This window comes from Piscinibacter sp. PDB1-1, assembly GCF_056675995.1.
The window spans coordinates 1,131,543-1,147,003 of sequence record NZ_JBWVZJ010000001.1; the positions used below are offsets into that span (position 1 = coordinate 1,131,543).

16 protein-coding genes are annotated in these 15,461 nt (G+C 68.0%); 12 read left to right on the forward strand and 4 right to left on the reverse strand.

What is annotated here, in order from left to right:
- Positions 1-8 precede the first annotated feature (8 nt).
- The 3 genes from AC1KAR_RS05130 to AC1KAR_RS05140 all read left to right on the forward strand — a co-directional run bounded on the left by AC1KAR_RS05130 (position 9) and on the right by AC1KAR_RS05140 (position 2,819).
- Positions 9-1,754: a PepSY-associated TM helix domain-containing protein gene (locus tag AC1KAR_RS05130; protein ID WP_480315139.1), complete on the forward strand. Its 1,746-nt coding sequence runs from the start codon at positions 9-11 to the stop codon at positions 1,752-1,754.
- Positions 1,747-2,082 carry a DUF3325 domain-containing protein gene (locus AC1KAR_RS05135; RefSeq protein ID WP_480315141.1) on the forward strand — a complete coding sequence of 112 codons (336 nt, stop codon included), beginning with the start codon at positions 1,747-1,749 and terminating at the stop codon, positions 2,080-2,082. Before AC1KAR_RS05130 ends, AC1KAR_RS05135 begins: the two co-directional genes overlap by 8 nt.
- An 80-nt stretch (positions 2,083-2,162) precedes the next feature.
- Positions 2,163-2,819: a LysE family translocator gene (locus tag AC1KAR_RS05140; RefSeq protein ID WP_480315143.1), complete on the forward strand. Its 657-nt coding sequence runs from the start codon at positions 2,163-2,165 to the stop codon at positions 2,817-2,819.
- A 2-nt stretch (positions 2,820-2,821) separates the two neighbouring features.
- Here the strand turns inward: AC1KAR_RS05140 and AC1KAR_RS05145 are convergent, their stop codons facing one another.
- Together AC1KAR_RS05145 and AC1KAR_RS05150 are read right to left on the reverse strand one after the other, a co-directional pair.
- Positions 2,822-3,352: a DUF3016 domain-containing protein gene (locus tag AC1KAR_RS05145; RefSeq protein WP_480315145.1), complete on the reverse strand. Its 531-nt coding sequence runs from the start codon at positions 3,350-3,352 to the stop codon at positions 2,822-2,824.
- A gap of 78 nt (positions 3,353-3,430) precedes the next feature.
- A complete protein-coding gene (locus AC1KAR_RS05150; RefSeq protein WP_480315147.1) occupies positions 3,431-4,012 on the reverse strand; it encodes a DUF4369 domain-containing protein in 582 nt (193 codons plus the stop codon).
- Between the two features lie 207 nt (positions 4,013-4,219).
- On the opposite strand from AC1KAR_RS05150, the gene ureE reads away from it, so the two are divergent.
- The 6 genes from ureE to ureG all read left to right on the forward strand — a co-directional run bounded on the left by ureE (position 4,220) and on the right by ureG (position 9,133).
- Positions 4,220-4,840, forward strand: coding sequence for an urease accessory protein UreE (gene ureE, locus AC1KAR_RS05155; protein ID WP_480315149.1), 621 nt, complete (start codon positions 4,220-4,222; stop codon positions 4,838-4,840).
- Positions 4,840-5,559 (forward strand): urease accessory protein UreF, encoded by a 720-nt coding sequence (locus tag AC1KAR_RS05160; protein ID WP_480315151.1) that lies wholly within the window; start codon positions 4,840-4,842, stop codon positions 5,557-5,559. Before ureE ends, AC1KAR_RS05160 begins: the two co-directional genes overlap by 1 nt.
- Positions 5,560-5,576: 17 nt before the next feature.
- Positions 5,577-6,293, forward strand: a complete 717-nt coding sequence (locus tag AC1KAR_RS05165; protein ID WP_480315201.1) for a response regulator — start codon at positions 5,577-5,579, stop codon at positions 6,291-6,293.
- A complete protein-coding gene (locus AC1KAR_RS05170) occupies positions 6,290-7,441 on the forward strand; it encodes an ATP-binding protein (RefSeq protein WP_480315203.1) in 1,152 nt (383 codons plus the stop codon). The genes AC1KAR_RS05165 and AC1KAR_RS05170 overlap by 4 nt, the downstream gene beginning before the upstream one ends.
- Before the next feature lie 100 nt (positions 7,442-7,541).
- Positions 7,542-8,432 carry an intradiol ring-cleavage dioxygenase gene (locus tag AC1KAR_RS05175; protein ID WP_480315205.1) on the forward strand — a complete coding sequence of 297 codons (891 nt, stop codon included), beginning with the start codon at positions 7,542-7,544 and terminating at the stop codon, positions 8,430-8,432.
- A gap of 53 nt (positions 8,433-8,485) precedes the next feature.
- Positions 8,486-9,133, forward strand: a complete 648-nt coding sequence (gene ureG, locus AC1KAR_RS05180) for an urease accessory protein UreG (protein ID WP_480315207.1) — start codon at positions 8,486-8,488, stop codon at positions 9,131-9,133.
- Between the two features lie 72 nt (positions 9,134-9,205).
- Here ureG and AC1KAR_RS05185 read toward each other — a convergent pair whose 3' ends face one another.
- Both AC1KAR_RS05185 and AC1KAR_RS05190 read right to left on the reverse strand, forming a co-directional pair.
- A complete protein-coding gene (locus AC1KAR_RS05185) occupies positions 9,206-11,284 on the reverse strand; it encodes a S9 family peptidase (RefSeq protein WP_480315209.1) in 2,079 nt (692 codons plus the stop codon).
- 100 nt (positions 11,285-11,384) lie between these two features.
- Positions 11,385-12,311 (reverse strand): LysR family transcriptional regulator, encoded by a 927-nt coding sequence (locus tag AC1KAR_RS05190; RefSeq protein WP_480315211.1) that lies wholly within the window; start codon positions 12,309-12,311, stop codon positions 11,385-11,387.
- Positions 12,312-12,392: 81 nt separating this feature from the next.
- On the opposite strand from AC1KAR_RS05190, the gene lysA reads away from it, so the two are divergent.
- The 3 genes from lysA to AC1KAR_RS05205 are packed head-to-tail and all read left to right on the forward strand — an operon-like array spanning position 12,393 to position 15,450.
- Positions 12,393-13,616: a diaminopimelate decarboxylase gene (gene lysA / locus AC1KAR_RS05195; RefSeq protein ID WP_480315213.1), complete on the forward strand. Its 1,224-nt coding sequence runs from the start codon at positions 12,393-12,395 to the stop codon at positions 13,614-13,616.
- A gap of 45 nt (positions 13,617-13,661) precedes the next feature.
- Complete coding sequence (locus AC1KAR_RS05200; protein WP_480315215.1) at positions 13,662-14,693, forward strand: TolB family protein; 1,032 nt, start codon at positions 13,662-13,664, stop codon at positions 14,691-14,693.
- A 13-nt stretch (positions 14,694-14,706) separates the two neighbouring features.
- On the forward strand, positions 14,707-15,450 hold the full coding sequence (locus AC1KAR_RS05205) for a 3'(2'),5'-bisphosphate nucleotidase CysQ (RefSeq protein WP_480315217.1): 744 nt from the start codon (positions 14,707-14,709) through the stop codon (positions 15,448-15,450).
- Positions 15,451-15,461: the final 11 nt, after the last annotated feature.

Here is a 15,461-nt window from a genome sequence, read left to right on the forward strand (position 1 = left end):
ACCCCAAGATGTTCCAGTCGTTTCGCCACTCGATGACCTGGGTTCACACCTGGTTCGGCCTCGTGCTGGGCTATGTGCTGATGGCCTGCTTCTTCTTCGGTTCGCTCTCGGTGTTCGACCGCGAGATCGACCGCTGGGCCATCCCGGAGACACGTTTCCCGGCGCAGCCCATGCCGTCTTTCGACCGGGTGCTCAAGCCGGTGTTCGAGGGGCTGCGCCCGCATCCGCTCGACATGGCGGCCACTGCCGAGCGCGTGATCGGCGAGCTGCCCGACCCGAACACGATGCCGATGGCCTCGCTGTACGCGTACACGACGCACCGTGACCCGGTGCTGCGCATCGGCAGCGAGTTCAGCATCCCCAACAAGCCGAAAGACGCCTCCGACGAGCATCAGCACGTGCACGGCTGGGCCACCATCGACCCGCGCTCAGGCGCCGTGCTCCCCGAAGACCGCCTGAAGATCGGCAGCGAGTTCTTCTACCCGATGCACTACAGCCTGCACCTGCATTGGATGGATCTCGGCTACTGGATCGTCGGCTTCGCCGCGCTGGTGATGCTGGTGGCGCTGGTCAGCGGCGTGGTGATGCACCGCAAGATCTTCCGCGAGTTCTTCACCTTCCGCCCCAAGAAGCACACGCAGCGCAGCGCGCTCGACCTGCACAACCTGACCGGCGTGGTCGCGCTGCCCTTCCACTTTTTCTTTGCCTTTACGGGCCTCGTGATCTTTGCCGCCATCTACCTGCCGGTCACCGACACGCCCATGTTCAAGCCGATCGCGCAGGCCTTCGACAAGGCCGAGGCAGCTCGCAAGAACCTGCCGCACGAAGCCGCAGGCATCCCCGCGCCGATTGCATCGGTCGACGCCATGGTGGCCGAAGCCAAGCGCCGCTGGGATGCGCGCGGCATGCCCGGTGAAGTGGGCTACCTGTTCATGGACCATCTGGGCGACAAGAACGGCTTCGTGAGCGTGTACCGCGCCGGCAGCGACCAGGTCGCACTCGTCGGCCAGGGCGTTCACTTCGAGGCGTCCACCGGCCGTGTATTGCGCGAAGACCCGCCGCCCAACGCCATCGAGAGCGTTCAGGAATACCTCACCGGCCTGCACCTGCAGCACTTCCGCCATTGGCTGCTGCGCTGGCTGTACGTGGTCGGTGGCCTGGCCGGCTGCGTGTGCATCGCCACCGGGTTCATCTTCTTCGTGCAAAAGCGCAAGCGGCAGCACGCCGCGAAGGGCGTGGCCGGCACGCGCGTGGTCGATGCGCTGGCGGTCACCACCGTCACCGGCATGGTGGCCGCGGCGATCGCCATGCTTGTCGCCAACCGCCTACTGCCGGCCGAGCTGCCACAGCGCGGCACGTGGGAGGAGTACGGCTTCTGGGCTGCGTGGGTATTGGCCCTGGTGCATGGGCTGTGGCGCTCCGCGCCGGTTTCGCAAGCGCGAATCGCGCCGGCGTGGCGCGAGCAGTGCTGGGCCATCGCCGCGCTGGCCATTGCTGCCGTGCTGCTCAATTGGGCCACCACTGGCGACCACCTGATCAAGACCCTCGGCAACGCCTACTGGCCCGTCGCCGGCTTGGATCTCTCCCTGCTCGTGACGGCTGGCTTGGCCGTGTTCGCCGCGCGCAAGCTGGCCCGCCGCGAGGCAGCAGACCGCAACGGCATGCCCAGCCCATCGGCCGACACGCCTGCCGAAGACGTTCGCGGCGCTGGGCTGACGCAGCCTGCGCTGCAGCGGGAGGGCGGCCATGTCTGAGCCCCTGATGCAGGCCCTGCTGCTCGCCGCAGCGCTCGCGACGAGCCTCATGGGCTTTGCGTGGCTGGCGCTCGCCATGGACGTGCACTGGGAACAGGTGCGCGGCCCGAAAGCTGCGTCGCCGGCGACTGTCCGTTTGCTGCGCGCGCTCGGCGCCATCGGGCTGGCGGCCTCGCTGGCCCTGTGCCTCGCCGCAGACCACCCGACGATGGCCGCGCTGGTATGGATCATGGCCCTGGCCGCCGGTGCCATCGGCGTGGCGCTGACACTGGCCTGGCGCCCCCGCGTGCTGGCCCCCCTGGTCGCCTGGGCGCCCGGTGGCCGTTGATGCAACCGGTGCAAGACCCCGCGCCGGCCGATTCGCCGAAGCACGCGTGATACTGACGGCCCCACACTCGGGTGCCCGTCATGCTTGCCCTGCTCGTCCCGCCCCTTCCGCTGCTGTTGGCGTTTCTTGGCGCCAGCCTGATCCTTGCCGTGACGCCCGGTCCGGCCGTCGTGTACATCCTGGCGCGTACCTTGTCCCAGGGCCGCGCCTCCGGGCTGGCGTCGGTGGCCGGCGTGGCGCTGGGCAACCTGGGCAACGCGCTCGGCGCAGCGCTCGGCCTGGCCGCACTCTTCGCCATCTCGTCGACCGCGTTCACCGTGGTCAAGTGGGCCGGTGCGGCCTACCTCGTCTGGATGGGCGTTCGCATGCTGCGCACGACGGCCACGCCGGCCGGCGGCGACGCGCTGACGACAAGCCCCATGAGGCCGTCGAAGGTCTTTCGTGACGGATTCGTCGTGGCGCTGCTGAACCCCAAGACGGCGCTCTTCTTCGCAGCCTTTCTTCCGCAGTTCATGAGCCCGACCGCGCCGCATCTCGCGCAAAGCGTGGTACTGGGCAGCATGTTCTGCGCGGTGGCGGCCTGCACGGATCTCGCCTACGTGCTGGCCGCCAGTCTGCTCGCGCCGCGCATTGCGCAACTCGGCGCGCACGCGCGCTGGGGCCAGCGCGCCGCGGGTGCGTCGTTCATCGGCCTGGGGCTGCTGACCGCGCTTTCGGGCCGTCCGGTCGGCAAGTAGGCCTACATCGCGCGGCGCTCGAAGCGCTGGCGAAACCAGTCGTCGAGCATGCGTCGCTCGTAGGCCAGCGGCTCGTTCCGGTACGGCAGGGGCAGCGTCATCATGTAGTTCATGTCGCTCACCGAGGCGTTCCCCCGGTCGGCCTTGCCGTCGGCACCCGTGATCTCGTAGCTGAACTCGATGCGCGGCCAGTCGGCGCCGCTGCCGAGAACGCGTAGGCGATTGATGGCCGTCGGCGGGATGCGCCCGGCGAGGTCGATCTCGGTGACGTTGAGCTTCAGCGTGCTGCCAGGCGCCAGCCATCGAGCACCGAGTTCCTGGAGATGTTTCGTGAGGGCCTTCTCCACGCGCGCTTCGTCCATTTGCGTATCGCCTGCGTCGAAGAAGCGCCCCCGCGGCGGCGAGTACGACACATCGACCGCGCCCGCCGCAGCCGGGGCATCACCCGCGCCACCGGCAGTGGCGACGGTCTCGGCGGGCGCACCCATCGCGCCCAGACACAGGGCGACGGACAACCAGATCTTGCTGTTCATGACGACCTCCTTTCAGCCATCGAACGGAGAAGAAGGATTCTGCGCCTCGCGGGAGCAGACTGGTTCAGAGAACGCGCCTCAGACGCACGCGACCGCGATCGCCGTGGCCGTGCCGGTGACGACACTGCCGGAGCCATGGGTCACCACGCAGACTTGCCCGGCAGGTTGCTGGTGCACGGTGACGCTGTAGGCGGTTCCGGCCGCCAGGATGCCGGGGAAGGCGAACACGCCATTGACCGCCACAGGCAACAGCGTGACGCCGTTGTTGACCAGCGTGACCGCCGCACCGGCCGCCAGCCCGCTCACCGTACCTGTGACCGATGCGGTGGTGGTGCAGGTGACCGTGACGCCGCTGACATCGCTGGCCCAGGTGTCGATCGTGCCGCTGCCGTTCGCGACCGTGCAGTTGGCACTGACCGGCTGCGTCAGCACCGTCACGGCGTACTTGCCGCCCGAAGCGATCGGGGTACTGAACGAGAACTTTCCGTCGGCCGTGACCGCGAGATCGTCTGCCGCGTTGTTCTGCAGGACCACCGTCGAGCCGCTGGGCAGCCCGCTCAAGGTGCCGCCCACCGTGGCATCACCACCGCCGCAGGCCGTGAGAAGGAACGCCGACGACAGGATGGCGACGAGTGTGGGAGCGAAGCTGATGCGCGGCATGGGGAGATCCTCTCTTCGTTGTCGAATGTTAGCTCTGCAGGGGTGCCAGGTCTGGCAGCGGCAAGGATCAAACCATGCCTGCGAAACGCTTGTTTGAAGCGCGTGAAAAGCTGCGTAAACCATGTCGCACCCTGCGGACATGAATGCCGGGCGTCGGGATGTCACACTGGCGAACAAGGCACGACTCCGATACCGATACCGACCACCATGCTCACCGTCAACAAGCTCATCTCCCAAGGCCACGGCCTCGCACCCGTGTTGCTCAAGCGCGCCTCGACCGTCGTTCTCGATTGGGACACGCGCCAGAAAAGCCGTTTCGACACCGATGACTCCGCCGGCCGCAAGCTCGGCGTGTTCTTGCCGCGCGGCACCGCCGTTCGCGGCGGCGACGTGCTGGTGGCCGAAGACGGCTCGCTGATCAAGGTGATCGCGCAGCCGCAGCCCGTGCTCGTGGTGCGGGCCTGCGCCGAACACGGAAGCCCCTTCGACCTTCTGCGAGCGGCCTACCACCTGGGCAACCGGCATGTGCAACTCGAACTTCAACCCGGCCACCTTCACCTGGAGCCGGACCACGTGCTGGCCGACATGCTGCGCAACATGCACCTGATCGTGACGGAAGAACTGGCGCCCTTCGAACCCGAAGGCGGCGCATATTCGGCGGGCGGCCACGCCCACCAGGGGCATGCCCACGATGACGGCCATGCCCACGAACACCATGGCCATGTGCACGCGGCATCGCACGACCGCTCAAGCGATCACTCGCACGGCCACAAGCACGACCACGGGCATGGCCACGTGCACGGCCCCGGCTGCAACCACGATCACTGATGAGATCCTCGCCCCGCCTGCGGCGCGAGCCGGCCCTCTCGGCCACCTCGCTGCTGCAACTGATGTGGCTCGCCTCCCCCGCCCTGCCGGTGGGCGGGTTCAGTTATTCCGAAGGACTTGAAGCTGCCGTGGAGGCTGGCCTCGTGCGCACCGAAGCGCAGACCGCCACCTGGTTGCTCGATCAGCTGCAACTCGGCCTGGCGCGCAGCGACCTTCCAGTGGCCAGCCAGGCCTTCAAGGCCTGGCAACGCAACGACATCGAGCGCATCCGCGAATTGAACGCCTGGGTGGGCCAGACGCGCGAAGCCGCCGAGATGCGCCTTCAGACCGAGCAGATGGGTCGCTCGCTCGTCGAGTGGCTCAAGAACCGCGCAGGCAACGAAGACGCGCGCGTGGGCACCCTGGCCAAGCTGCAGCCGGCTCCCACTTGGCCGGTTGCGTTCGCCCTCGCTGCCGCACAGACAGGCGCACCGCTGCGCGAGGCGCTGCTGAGCTTCAGTTTCGGCTGGGCCGAGAACATGATGCAGGCGGCACTCAAGGCCGTGCCGTTGGGCCAAAGCGCCGGCCAACGCGCGCTCGCGCAACTGAGCGCATCGATCCCCGATGCGGTCGACCGCGCCATGCGCACCACCGACAGCGAGCGCCAGGCCTTCACGCCGATGCTGGCGATCCTCTCGGCGCAGCACGAGACGCAGTACTCGCGCCTGTTCCGTTCATGAGCCTCGGCCAGGTCGCCATGACCCGCGTTCTCCTGGTCGATGACGACGCCGAACTGCGCAGCCTGCTGGGCGAGTACCTGCAGCGCTACGGCATGCAGGTCAGCGCCGTGGCCAACGGCGCGGCGCTGCGCCGCACGCTGCCGACGGGGCAGCCGGGCAGCGCGCAGCCCTTCGACATCCTGCTGCTCGACCTGATGCTGCCTGACGTGAACGGCCTGGCCCTGTGCCAGTGGGTACGCGAACACCACCCCCTGCCCATCATCATGCTCACCGCGCAGGGCGACCCGGCCAGCCGCATCGTCGGGCTGGAATTCGGCGCCGACGACTACCTGCCCAAACCGTTCGAGCCGCGCGAACTGGTCGCGCGCATCCACGCCGTGCTGCGCCGTGGCGCGCCTCGCCCGGCGGCGGGCGCTGCCGCTGCACCGGCCAGCGTGGTGCGCTTCGAGGGCTGGGCCTTCGACCGTTTGCGCCGACTACTCACCTCGCCCGCGCAGGTGGTGCTGCCGCTGTCTGGTGCCGAGTTCCGCCTGCTCTCCACCTTCGTCGAGCACCCGCGGCGCGTGCTCGGCCGCGAGCGCCTGCTCGAACTCACCCAGACGCCCGGTGCCGAGGTGACCGACCGCAGCATCGACCTGGCCGTCTCGCGCCTGCGCCAAAAGCTCGACATGCCCCGCCTCATCCGCACCGTGCGCGGCGAGGGCTATGTCTTCGACGCCGACGTCACCCCATGAAGCACCTGTTCGCCGACACGCTGTTCAAGCGGCTGTTCTTCCTGATGTGGATGGCCTTGCTGGTGAGCCACCTGGCAGGCTTCCTCACGGCCGATGCGGTGTTCGGCCCCCCCGGCGAACTGCGCGGGCCGCCGCCGCGCGACCTGATGCTGCGCGACGAACTGCCGCCCCTGCCCGATGGCCCGCCCCCCGCGGACAACCCACCACTGCGCGACGGCCCGTTCGAACGCCGCCCCGGCGAGGCACGGCCCCTGGGCCCGCCGCCACACCACACCGACTGGCTCTGGCTCGACTACCTGGTGCGCACCCTGGTCATCGGCGGCGCCGCCTGGCTGGGCGCACGCTGGCTGGCCGAGCCGATGCGCCGGCTCTCGAGCGCCTCGCAGGCGGTGGCCGTCTCGCTGGCGCAGCACCGCCGCCCGCCCCCGCTGGACGAGGGGGCCGGCACCGTCGAGACGCAGCAGACGGCCCGTGTCTTCAACCGCATGGCCACGCAGCTGCACGAACAGTTCGAGGCCGGCAACCTGATGATGGCCGCCATCTCGCACGACCTGCGCACCCCGCTGCAGCGCCTGCGCTTGCGACTGGAGCAGCTCGACAGCGGCCAGCTGAAGGAGCGCTGCGTGGCCGATGTGCAAAAGGCCGAGCAGCTCATCGCCAACGTGCTCGACAGCCTGCGACTGCGCCACGAAAGCAGTCAGCCGCAGCGCCTGGACATGCGTGCGCTGCTGCAGTCGCTGGTGGACGACCTCATCGAGCAGGGCCAGCGCGTGGACCTGCTCCCCCTGCCGCTGGAGCGGCCGCCGGTGGTGCTGGCCGATGCCTCCGAGCTGCAGCGCGCCATCGGCAACCTGGTGGGCAACGCGGTGCGCCACGGCGGATCGGCCGAGGTGATGCTGGCCGAACAAGCCGGCCGGCTGCTGGTACGTGTGGACGACCGCGGCCCGGGCATCCCCGAGGCCGAGCTCGAAGCCGTCTTCCAGCCCTTCTACCGTGTCGACAGCTCGCGCAGCCGGCACACCGGTGGCACCGGCCTCGGGCTGTACATCGCGCGCGACCTGGTGCGCCGCCACGACGGCGACCTCACGCTCGCCAACCGGGCCGAGGGCGGCCTGCGCGCCGAGCTGTCGCTGCCATTCGCCGCCTGAGGGGCCCGGTATCAACCGTGTCGGCGCCGACACAAAGCGGCGAAGCTGCGTTCACATCACCTCCGCAGACTGCAGGGTGTCCCTCACACCGGAGCCACCCATGCCACACGATCCCCGCGAGCCCCACGACCTGGGCCTGGCCCACGACCTGCGCACCCTGGCCGCCCAAGCGCAGCGCCGCAAGGCCCTTGGCTGGATGGCGGCGTTAGGCGCCATGGGAGCCGGCACCTTGTTCGTCGGTTGTGGCGGCGGCGATGACGACGACAGCAGCAGCACGTCGACCGCCACCGGCAGCGGCACCGGGAGCAGCGGCAGCACAGGCACCGGCACAGGCACCAGCAGCAGCTGCGCCGTCATCCCCGAGGAGACCGAAGGCCCCTACCCCGGCGACGGCTCCAACAGCGCCAACGGCAGCACCGCCAACGCACTCATGCTCTCGGGCATCGTGCGCAGCGACATCCGCGGCAGCATCGCTGGCGCCAGCGGCACCGCCGCCGGTGTGCCTCTCACGCTCACGCTTCGACTGGTCAACACCAAGGCCAGCTGTGCCGACCTCTCTGGTTTTGCCATCTACCTCTGGCATTGCGACCAGCTCGGCCGCTACTCCATGTACTCGTCGGGCGTGACGGCGCAGAACTACCTGCGCGGCGTGCAGCCCACCGCAAGCGACGGCACCGCGACCTTCGTCACCATCTTCCCTGGCTGCTACTCGGGGCGCATGCCGCACATGCACTTCGAGATCTACCGCAACACCAGCACGGCTCTCAGCTACTCCAACAAGCTGAAGACCTCGCAACTCGCCTTCCCCGACGACGTGTGCGACGCCGTCTACGCCACCAGCGGCTACACCACCAGCGCCAGCAACTACGCGCGCATGAGCTTTGCCAACGACGGCATCTTCAGCGACGGCGTCTCGCTGCAGATGAGCACCGTCACCGGCAGCGTGGACAGCGGCTACCAAGCCACGTTGACGTTGGGCATCTCGGTGTGAACGAACCGGGGCGCTCGATACACTGAACGCATCACCCGCTTCACCACACCGTCATGAGCACCCTGCATTCCATCCCTGGCCGCACCAAGAAACTGCCCCCCCTGCGCGTGGGCGTCGGCGGCCCGGTGGGTTCAGGCAAGACGACCCTGGTCGAGATGCTGTGCAAGACCATGCGCACGCAGTACGACCTGGTCGTCGTCACCAACGACATCTACACCAAGGAAGACCAGCGCCTGCTCACCGTGGCCGGCGCACTCGAGGCCGAGCGCATCATGGGCGTGGAAACCGGCGGCTGCCCGCACACCGCGATCCGTGAAGACGCTTCGATCAACCTCGAAGCGGTGGACCGCATGCTGGAGAAGTTCCCGAACGCCGACGTGGTGTTCATCGAATCGGGCGGCGACAACCTGGCAGCCACCTTCAGCCCCGAACTCTCCGACCTGACCATCTACGTGATCGACGTGGCCGCCGGCGAGAAGATCCCGCGCAAGGGCGGCCCTGGCATCACCAAGAGCGACCTCTTCGTCATCAACAAGACCGACCTGGCACCCTACGTGGGCGCCAACCTCGACGTGATGGAGGCCGACACCAGGCGCATGCGCCCGAACCGGCCTTTCGTGATGAGCAATCTGAAGACACAGGCCGGGTTGCAGGAGGTGGTCTCGTTCATCGAGACCAAGGGGATGCTGACGGCGGTGTGAGCGGTTGCCGCCCGTGACGGGCCGGTCGGAGCCCCTGCGCGCATGCCAAGACGATGCAGACGCAAAGGCCCGTCACTTCACCGCCATCGCCTCCTTCAACCCGCGCGCAAACTCCGCCCCGTGCTTCACCTGCGCCGTGGACGCCTTCAGCGTGGCCCCGATCGGTTCGGCGCGCCCACCCAGGCATTCGTTGAGAAAGTTCTCCGCCACCGCGTTGAACGCGATGTTGTTCACTGGGCGCGCAAAGCCATGCCCTTCGTCAGGGAAGAGCACGTAGGTCACCGGGATGTTCTTGGCCGCCATGGCCGCAACGATCTGGTCCGACTCGGCCACGTTCACGCGTGGGTCGTTGGCGCCCTGGCCGATGAGCAGCGGGCGCACGATCTTGTCAGCCGCGTTGAGCGGTGAACGCTCCTTGAGCAAGGCCTGCCCTTGGGGCGTGGTCGGGTCGCCCATGCGGCGGTACATCTGCTTCTTGAAACCCTCCCAGTACGGCGGGATGGTTTGCAGCAAGGTGAACAAGTTCGACGGGCCGACCACATCAACGCCGCAGGCAAAACGATCGGGCGTGAAGGTCAACCCGGCGAGCGTGGCGTAGCCGCCGTAAGAGCCACCCATGATGGCCACCTTGTCCGGCGTGGTGACGCCCTGCTTCACCGCCCAATCGACGGCGTCGAGCAGGTCGTCCTGCATCTTGCGGCCCCATTGCAGGTCACCCGCCGAGATGAACTTCTTGCCGAAGCCCGTGGACCCACGGAAGTTGACCGACAGCACCGCGTAGCCACGGTTGGCGAGCCATTGGTGGTAGCTGTGATAGCCGTACTCGTCGCGCGCCCACGGCCCGCCGTGCACGAACAGCACCATGGGCACGGGTTGTGGGGCCTTGCCGCTGCCGGTGGGGCCGGCTGCGCGCGGCAGAGCCTGCGGTTGAGGAGAAGGAAGAGACAGGTACGACACCATCGTCAGCCCGTCGCGGGTGCGGATCTCGTGCGGCGTCATCTGCACCAGCGGGGCGCCCTCGAGTTCGGGGCGGCTCACGAAGAGCTTCGTCAGTCGGGGTTCGGTTCCCGTGCTGCCGCGCTCGTACAGCCAGGTCGATGCCGGCGCCGTCACCGGGTCGGTGACCACCAGCCATTTGTCGTCGGCGTCGTTGCGGGAGGTGATGAACATCTGACCCGGCAAGCGCGCCGCGAGGTAGTCGAGATCGCCCTTCACTGCGGCGTCCAGGGGTACGTATTCGTTCTTGAGGTAGTTCACCGAGTAGGCCTGCACTCGCCCTGTGCGCGGGTCGAACAGCGACCCGATCACGTCGGCGCGCGGGTCTTGCGCAATCACGCTGATGCGGCCGGAGTCGACCTCTTGCGCCACGAGCGCGGCGGTGTCGCGCTCGCGTGACTCGGCCCAGTACAAGGTGCGGCCATCGGCAGTAAAGCCCACCGGCATGGTCGTCTGCGAGTCCTCGAAGCCCACCTCGACGAACGGCTTCGCCTCGACCTGATCGCCATGGACGCGGTGGTAGTGCATGCCGCCGTCGGCGCTGGGCTTGAGCGCCAGCCGCAGGTTCAGGTTCTCGTCGCTGACGAAGCCGCCATAGCCGTCGTTCTTCATCACGAGCGTGAGCTTGTCGCTGGCGAGGTCGAGGCTGTACACGTCGTGCCAGCGAGGGTCGCGGTTGTTCACGCTGACGAGGATGCGATCCGTGACGCTGCGGCTGATCTTCGCGATGGTCGCTCGGGTCTTGTCGAACGGCGTGTAGTTCTTCTGGACGCCGCTCACCACGTCCACACCGTAGAGCAAGTTGTTCTCGTCGCCGCCCTTGTCGTTGATGAAGAGCACGGTCTTCGAGTCGGGCGCCCAGAAAGCGCTTCGGATCGGACGCGTGGTCTCGTGGGTGATCGGCCGGGCCAGCGTGGCGTCGCTCACCGGCGCCACCCACACGTTGAGCACGCCATCGCGCGGCGCAATCCACGAGAGCCAACGCCCATCGGGGCTGATGCGCGCGGCGGTCTTGCTGGGGTTGCCGAAGAACTTGGCGCGCTCGATCAGCGGCGCCTGCGTGAGCGAAGCGGAAACAGTGTCAGGCGCGGTGGGAGCCTGCGAGCAAGCGGCCAGCGTGGCGATGGACAGGGTGGCGATGCAAAGACGGATCACTGGCTTCCTCCGGGGTGCGGGCGCGATGCGGGCGAGGTACGGGCGGGATGCGGTCTTCCGCGTGCCCATGTTTGTACCGCAGCCGCCATCAACCTCTCAGTCAGCGAGGCGCGCGCGACAGCAGCTTCAAGCGCGCCTGCAGGCCCTGCGCGGCGCTGTGCAGGCAGGCCACGAAAGCATCGCGCAAGGGGCTGGCCGGCCGCAGTTGCGGCACCACCAGCGTCACCGCAAACGGGATCGACACCGACAGGGGCCGCACCTGCAGGCCTGCTCCGGCCAACTCCATCGCCGTGAGCGGGTTGACGATCGCCACGCCCAGCCCCTGGCGCACCAGGGCGCAAACCGATGCGGCGCTGGCGGTCTCCAGCGCAAGCCGGCGGCGCACGCCCTCGGCCTCGAACAGGGCATCCACCTGCTGTCGGTAGGGGTCGGACGGCGCAAAGCTCACGAAAGCCTGGTCGGCGAAATCTCGCAGCTTGAGCACGCGGCGAGCCAGCAGCGGGTGGCCGTCGGGCAGCACGCAGACCTCGTCGGCCTGCAGCAAGGGCGTGAGGCTGGTAGCGGCGGGTGCATGAAGGCGCTCGCACAGGCCGATGTCGAAGCGCTGCTCGGTGAGCCACTCTTCGAGCAGGGGTGACTCCTGCGGCGTGATGGACACGCCCACGCGCGGGTGCGCCGCCACGAAGGCCTGCGTGGCCAGCGGCAGCAGGCCGTGCGCCAGTGCGGGCAGGCAGGCCACGGCCACGCGACCCTGGGTGAACTCACGCAGCGAGCGCGCCGCCGCAGCGATGCGATCCAGCCCGAGGTAGGAGCGTTGCACCTCTTCGAGCAGGGCCAGCGCCTGGGCGGTGGGCCGCAGGCGCCCGCGCACACGGTCGAACAGATTCATCTGCAGGAGATGCTCGAGGCGCGCCAGCTCGCGGCTCACGGTGGGTTGGGAGGTGTGCAGCGCAAGCGCGGCCTGCGTCACGTTGCCGGTGTTCATGACGGCGCGGAACACCTCGACTTGGCGTTGCGTGATCTTCATGCGCACAGCATATCAACAGTGAATTGATTATCGACAAATCAATACTTTTCAGAATGCCCAGCTTGGCGCACGATTCGACCCATGAACCCCTTCTCCCCCGCCACCCTGCGCGCCATCGCGCGCGACCACGGCACGCCCGTCTGGGCTTACGACGCCGCCACCATCCGCAGCCGCATCGCCGCGCTGCGCGCCTTCGACACCATTCGCTTCGCACAGAAGGCGAACTCGAACACGCACGTCCTGCGGCTGATGCGGCAAGAGGGCGTGAAGGTCGATGCGGTGTCGCTGGGCGAGATCGAGCGCGCGCTGGTTGCGGGTTACAGCACCGACGAGATCGTCTTCACTGCCGACCTGTTCGACCGCGCCACACTGGCGCGCGTTGTCGAATTGGGCGTGACAGTGAATGCCGGTTCGATCGACATGCTGGAGCAACTGGGCGTGGTTTCGCGCGGCCACGGCGTGTGGCTGCGCATCAACCCCGGCTTCGGCCACGGTCACAGCAACAAGACCAACACCGGCGGCGAGCACAGCAAGCACGGCATCTGGCATGCCGATCTGCCCGAGGCGCTGACGGCCATCCGCCGGCACGGCCTGAAGCTCGTGGGCCTGCACATGCACATCGGCTCGGGCGTCGACTACTCGCACCTGCAAGAGGTGTGCAGCGCCATGGTCGACCTGGTCAGCCGCGTCGACCTGCCCATCGACGCCATCTCGGCCGGTGGCGGCCTCTCGATCCCCTACCGGGCCGGCGAGCCTGTGATCGACACCGCGCACTACTTCAGCCTGTGGGACGCCGCCCGCAAGCGCATCGAAGCGGCTCGCGGCCACAAGATCCACCTGGAGATCGAACCCGGCCGCTACCTGGTCGCCGAGTCGGGCGTGTTGCTGGCGGAGGTGCGCGCCACCAAGCACATGGGCGCCAATCACTTCGTGCTCGTCGATGCGGGGTTCAGCGAACTGATGCGCCCGTCGATGTATGGCAGCTACCACGGCATCGAGCTGCTTGCGGCCGACGACGCGCCGCGACCACCTCAGGCCACCGTGGTCGCCGGGCCGCTGTGCGAGTCAGGCGACGTGTTCACGCAAGGCGAAGGCGGTGTAGTGCTCACACGCGAGCTGCCGCAAGCGCGCGTGGGTGACCTGCTGGTCTTTCACGATGCCGGCGCCTACGGGGCCTCGATGTCGTCGAACTACAACTCGCGCCCGCACATTGCCGAGGTGCTGGTCGATGGCGGGACAGTCAAGCTGATTCGCCGCAGACAGTTGCTTACCGAGTTGCTGGCGCTGGAAGACACCAGGAGCTGACAGCTGGGCGAAGATACGCCCCATTGGCTCCTCGAAGGAACGCTCATGCGTATCTTGCTCGCCACCCTGCTTACCCCCGTGCTCGCCGGGCTGCTCGCTGCCTGCGGTGGGCCCACGGACGACCCTGCGGCCTCGACACCCGGCACCTGTACCGGCATCACCGCCACCAACCCGGAGCTTGCGAGAAATCAACTGCTGTTCGACTCTGACCGGGCCGATGGCCGGCACGAGATCTACGTGATGCGCACCGACGGCAGCTGCGTGTTCCGGCTCACCAACAACGCGGCCTATGAGAACTGGTGGCCGCGCGCATCGCCCGACCGCCGCAAGATCCTGTTCTACCGCTCCCCTGCAGGCGACCCAGAGAACTATTTCAACGCGAGCCTGTGGGTGATGAATGCCGATGGCAGTGGCCAGACGCAGCTCATTGCTCGCGGTGCGAACGGCTGGGCTGCCCATGGCCACGGCGAGTGGTCGCCCAACGGCACGCACATCGCGATGTTCGGCGCGTTGACCAACACGCGCGCGGAGATCTTCGTGACCGATGCAAACGGGCAGAACCCGGTGCAGTACACCAACCGCAACGGCTGGAACACCGACGTCTCGTGGTCGCCCAACGGCCAGCAGTTGCTGTTCAATGGTTGCGTCTCGGCCGCCGCCTGCGCACCGGCCAACTACGAGATCTTCCTGATGAACGCCACGCCGATGGCCTTGGCGGTGCAGGTCACCAACGACAACCTGGCCGACTACGACGCCTACTTCTCGCCCGACGGCAGCAAGATCGCCTGGCTGGTCAACACAGACCCCAACGCCAACCCGCTGCCCAACAGCAATGTGCGCCTCGGGCGCTGGGCGATCCGCGTCGCCACCATCGGCCAGCCGGCCACCTACCTCATCGACGACGGCCACATCAACAGCAAGCCCGCGTGGAGCCTCGACAGCCAGAGCATCTACTTCCACCGCATGGTGCCGAGCGAGGGCTATCGCTTTCGCGTGTTCCGCATCAACCCCAACGGCACCGGGCTCACCGAACTCACGCCGGGGAACACCGGCAACAGCGAGCATCCGTCGAATTGACCGACAAGGCCCGATGACCGATCACGAACTCGCCGCCGACCTGGCCCAGCGCGCCGGTGCCCTGCTCCTGGCCTTGCGTGCTGAAGCGGGCGGCACCCGCGGCGATGCTCTCGGTGCGCGGGGCGACTTGGAGGCGAACGCGCTCATCCTCCAGTTGCTGCGCGAGGCCCGCCCCGAAGACGCCTTTCTCTCCGAAGAATCGATCGCCGACCCGGCCCGGTTGCAGCGCAAGCGCGTGTGGATCATCGACCCGCTCGACGGCACTCGGGAGTTCTCGGACACCCAGACCGATCGCACCGACTGGGCCGTGCATGTCGCACTCACCGAGGCCGGCCTGGCGACTGCCGCGGCCGTGGCCCTGCCCGCGCTCGGCTTGACGTACAACACCGCCCAGCCGCCCGCCTTGCCGCCCCCGCCTGCGGGCCGGTTGAAGATTCTTGTGAGCCGCACGCGCGCCCCCGCGCTTGCCACCGCGGTGGCCGAATCCCTGGATGCAGAACTCGTGGGCATGGGCTCGGCCGGCGCCAAGGCCATGGCGGTGCTGCGAGGCGAGGCACACGCCTACCTGCACGCGGGAGGGATGTCGGAGTGGGACACCTGCGCCCCCGTGGGCGTGGCCTTGGCGGCGGGCCTGCATGCATCCCGCATCGATGGCCAGCCGTGTGTGTTCAACCAGTCGAGCGTGCTGATGCCCGATCTGCTCGTCTGTCGCCCCGAACTTGCCGCGCCGCTGCTGGCGGCCATCACCCGCTGCTGACGCGGGCGCCC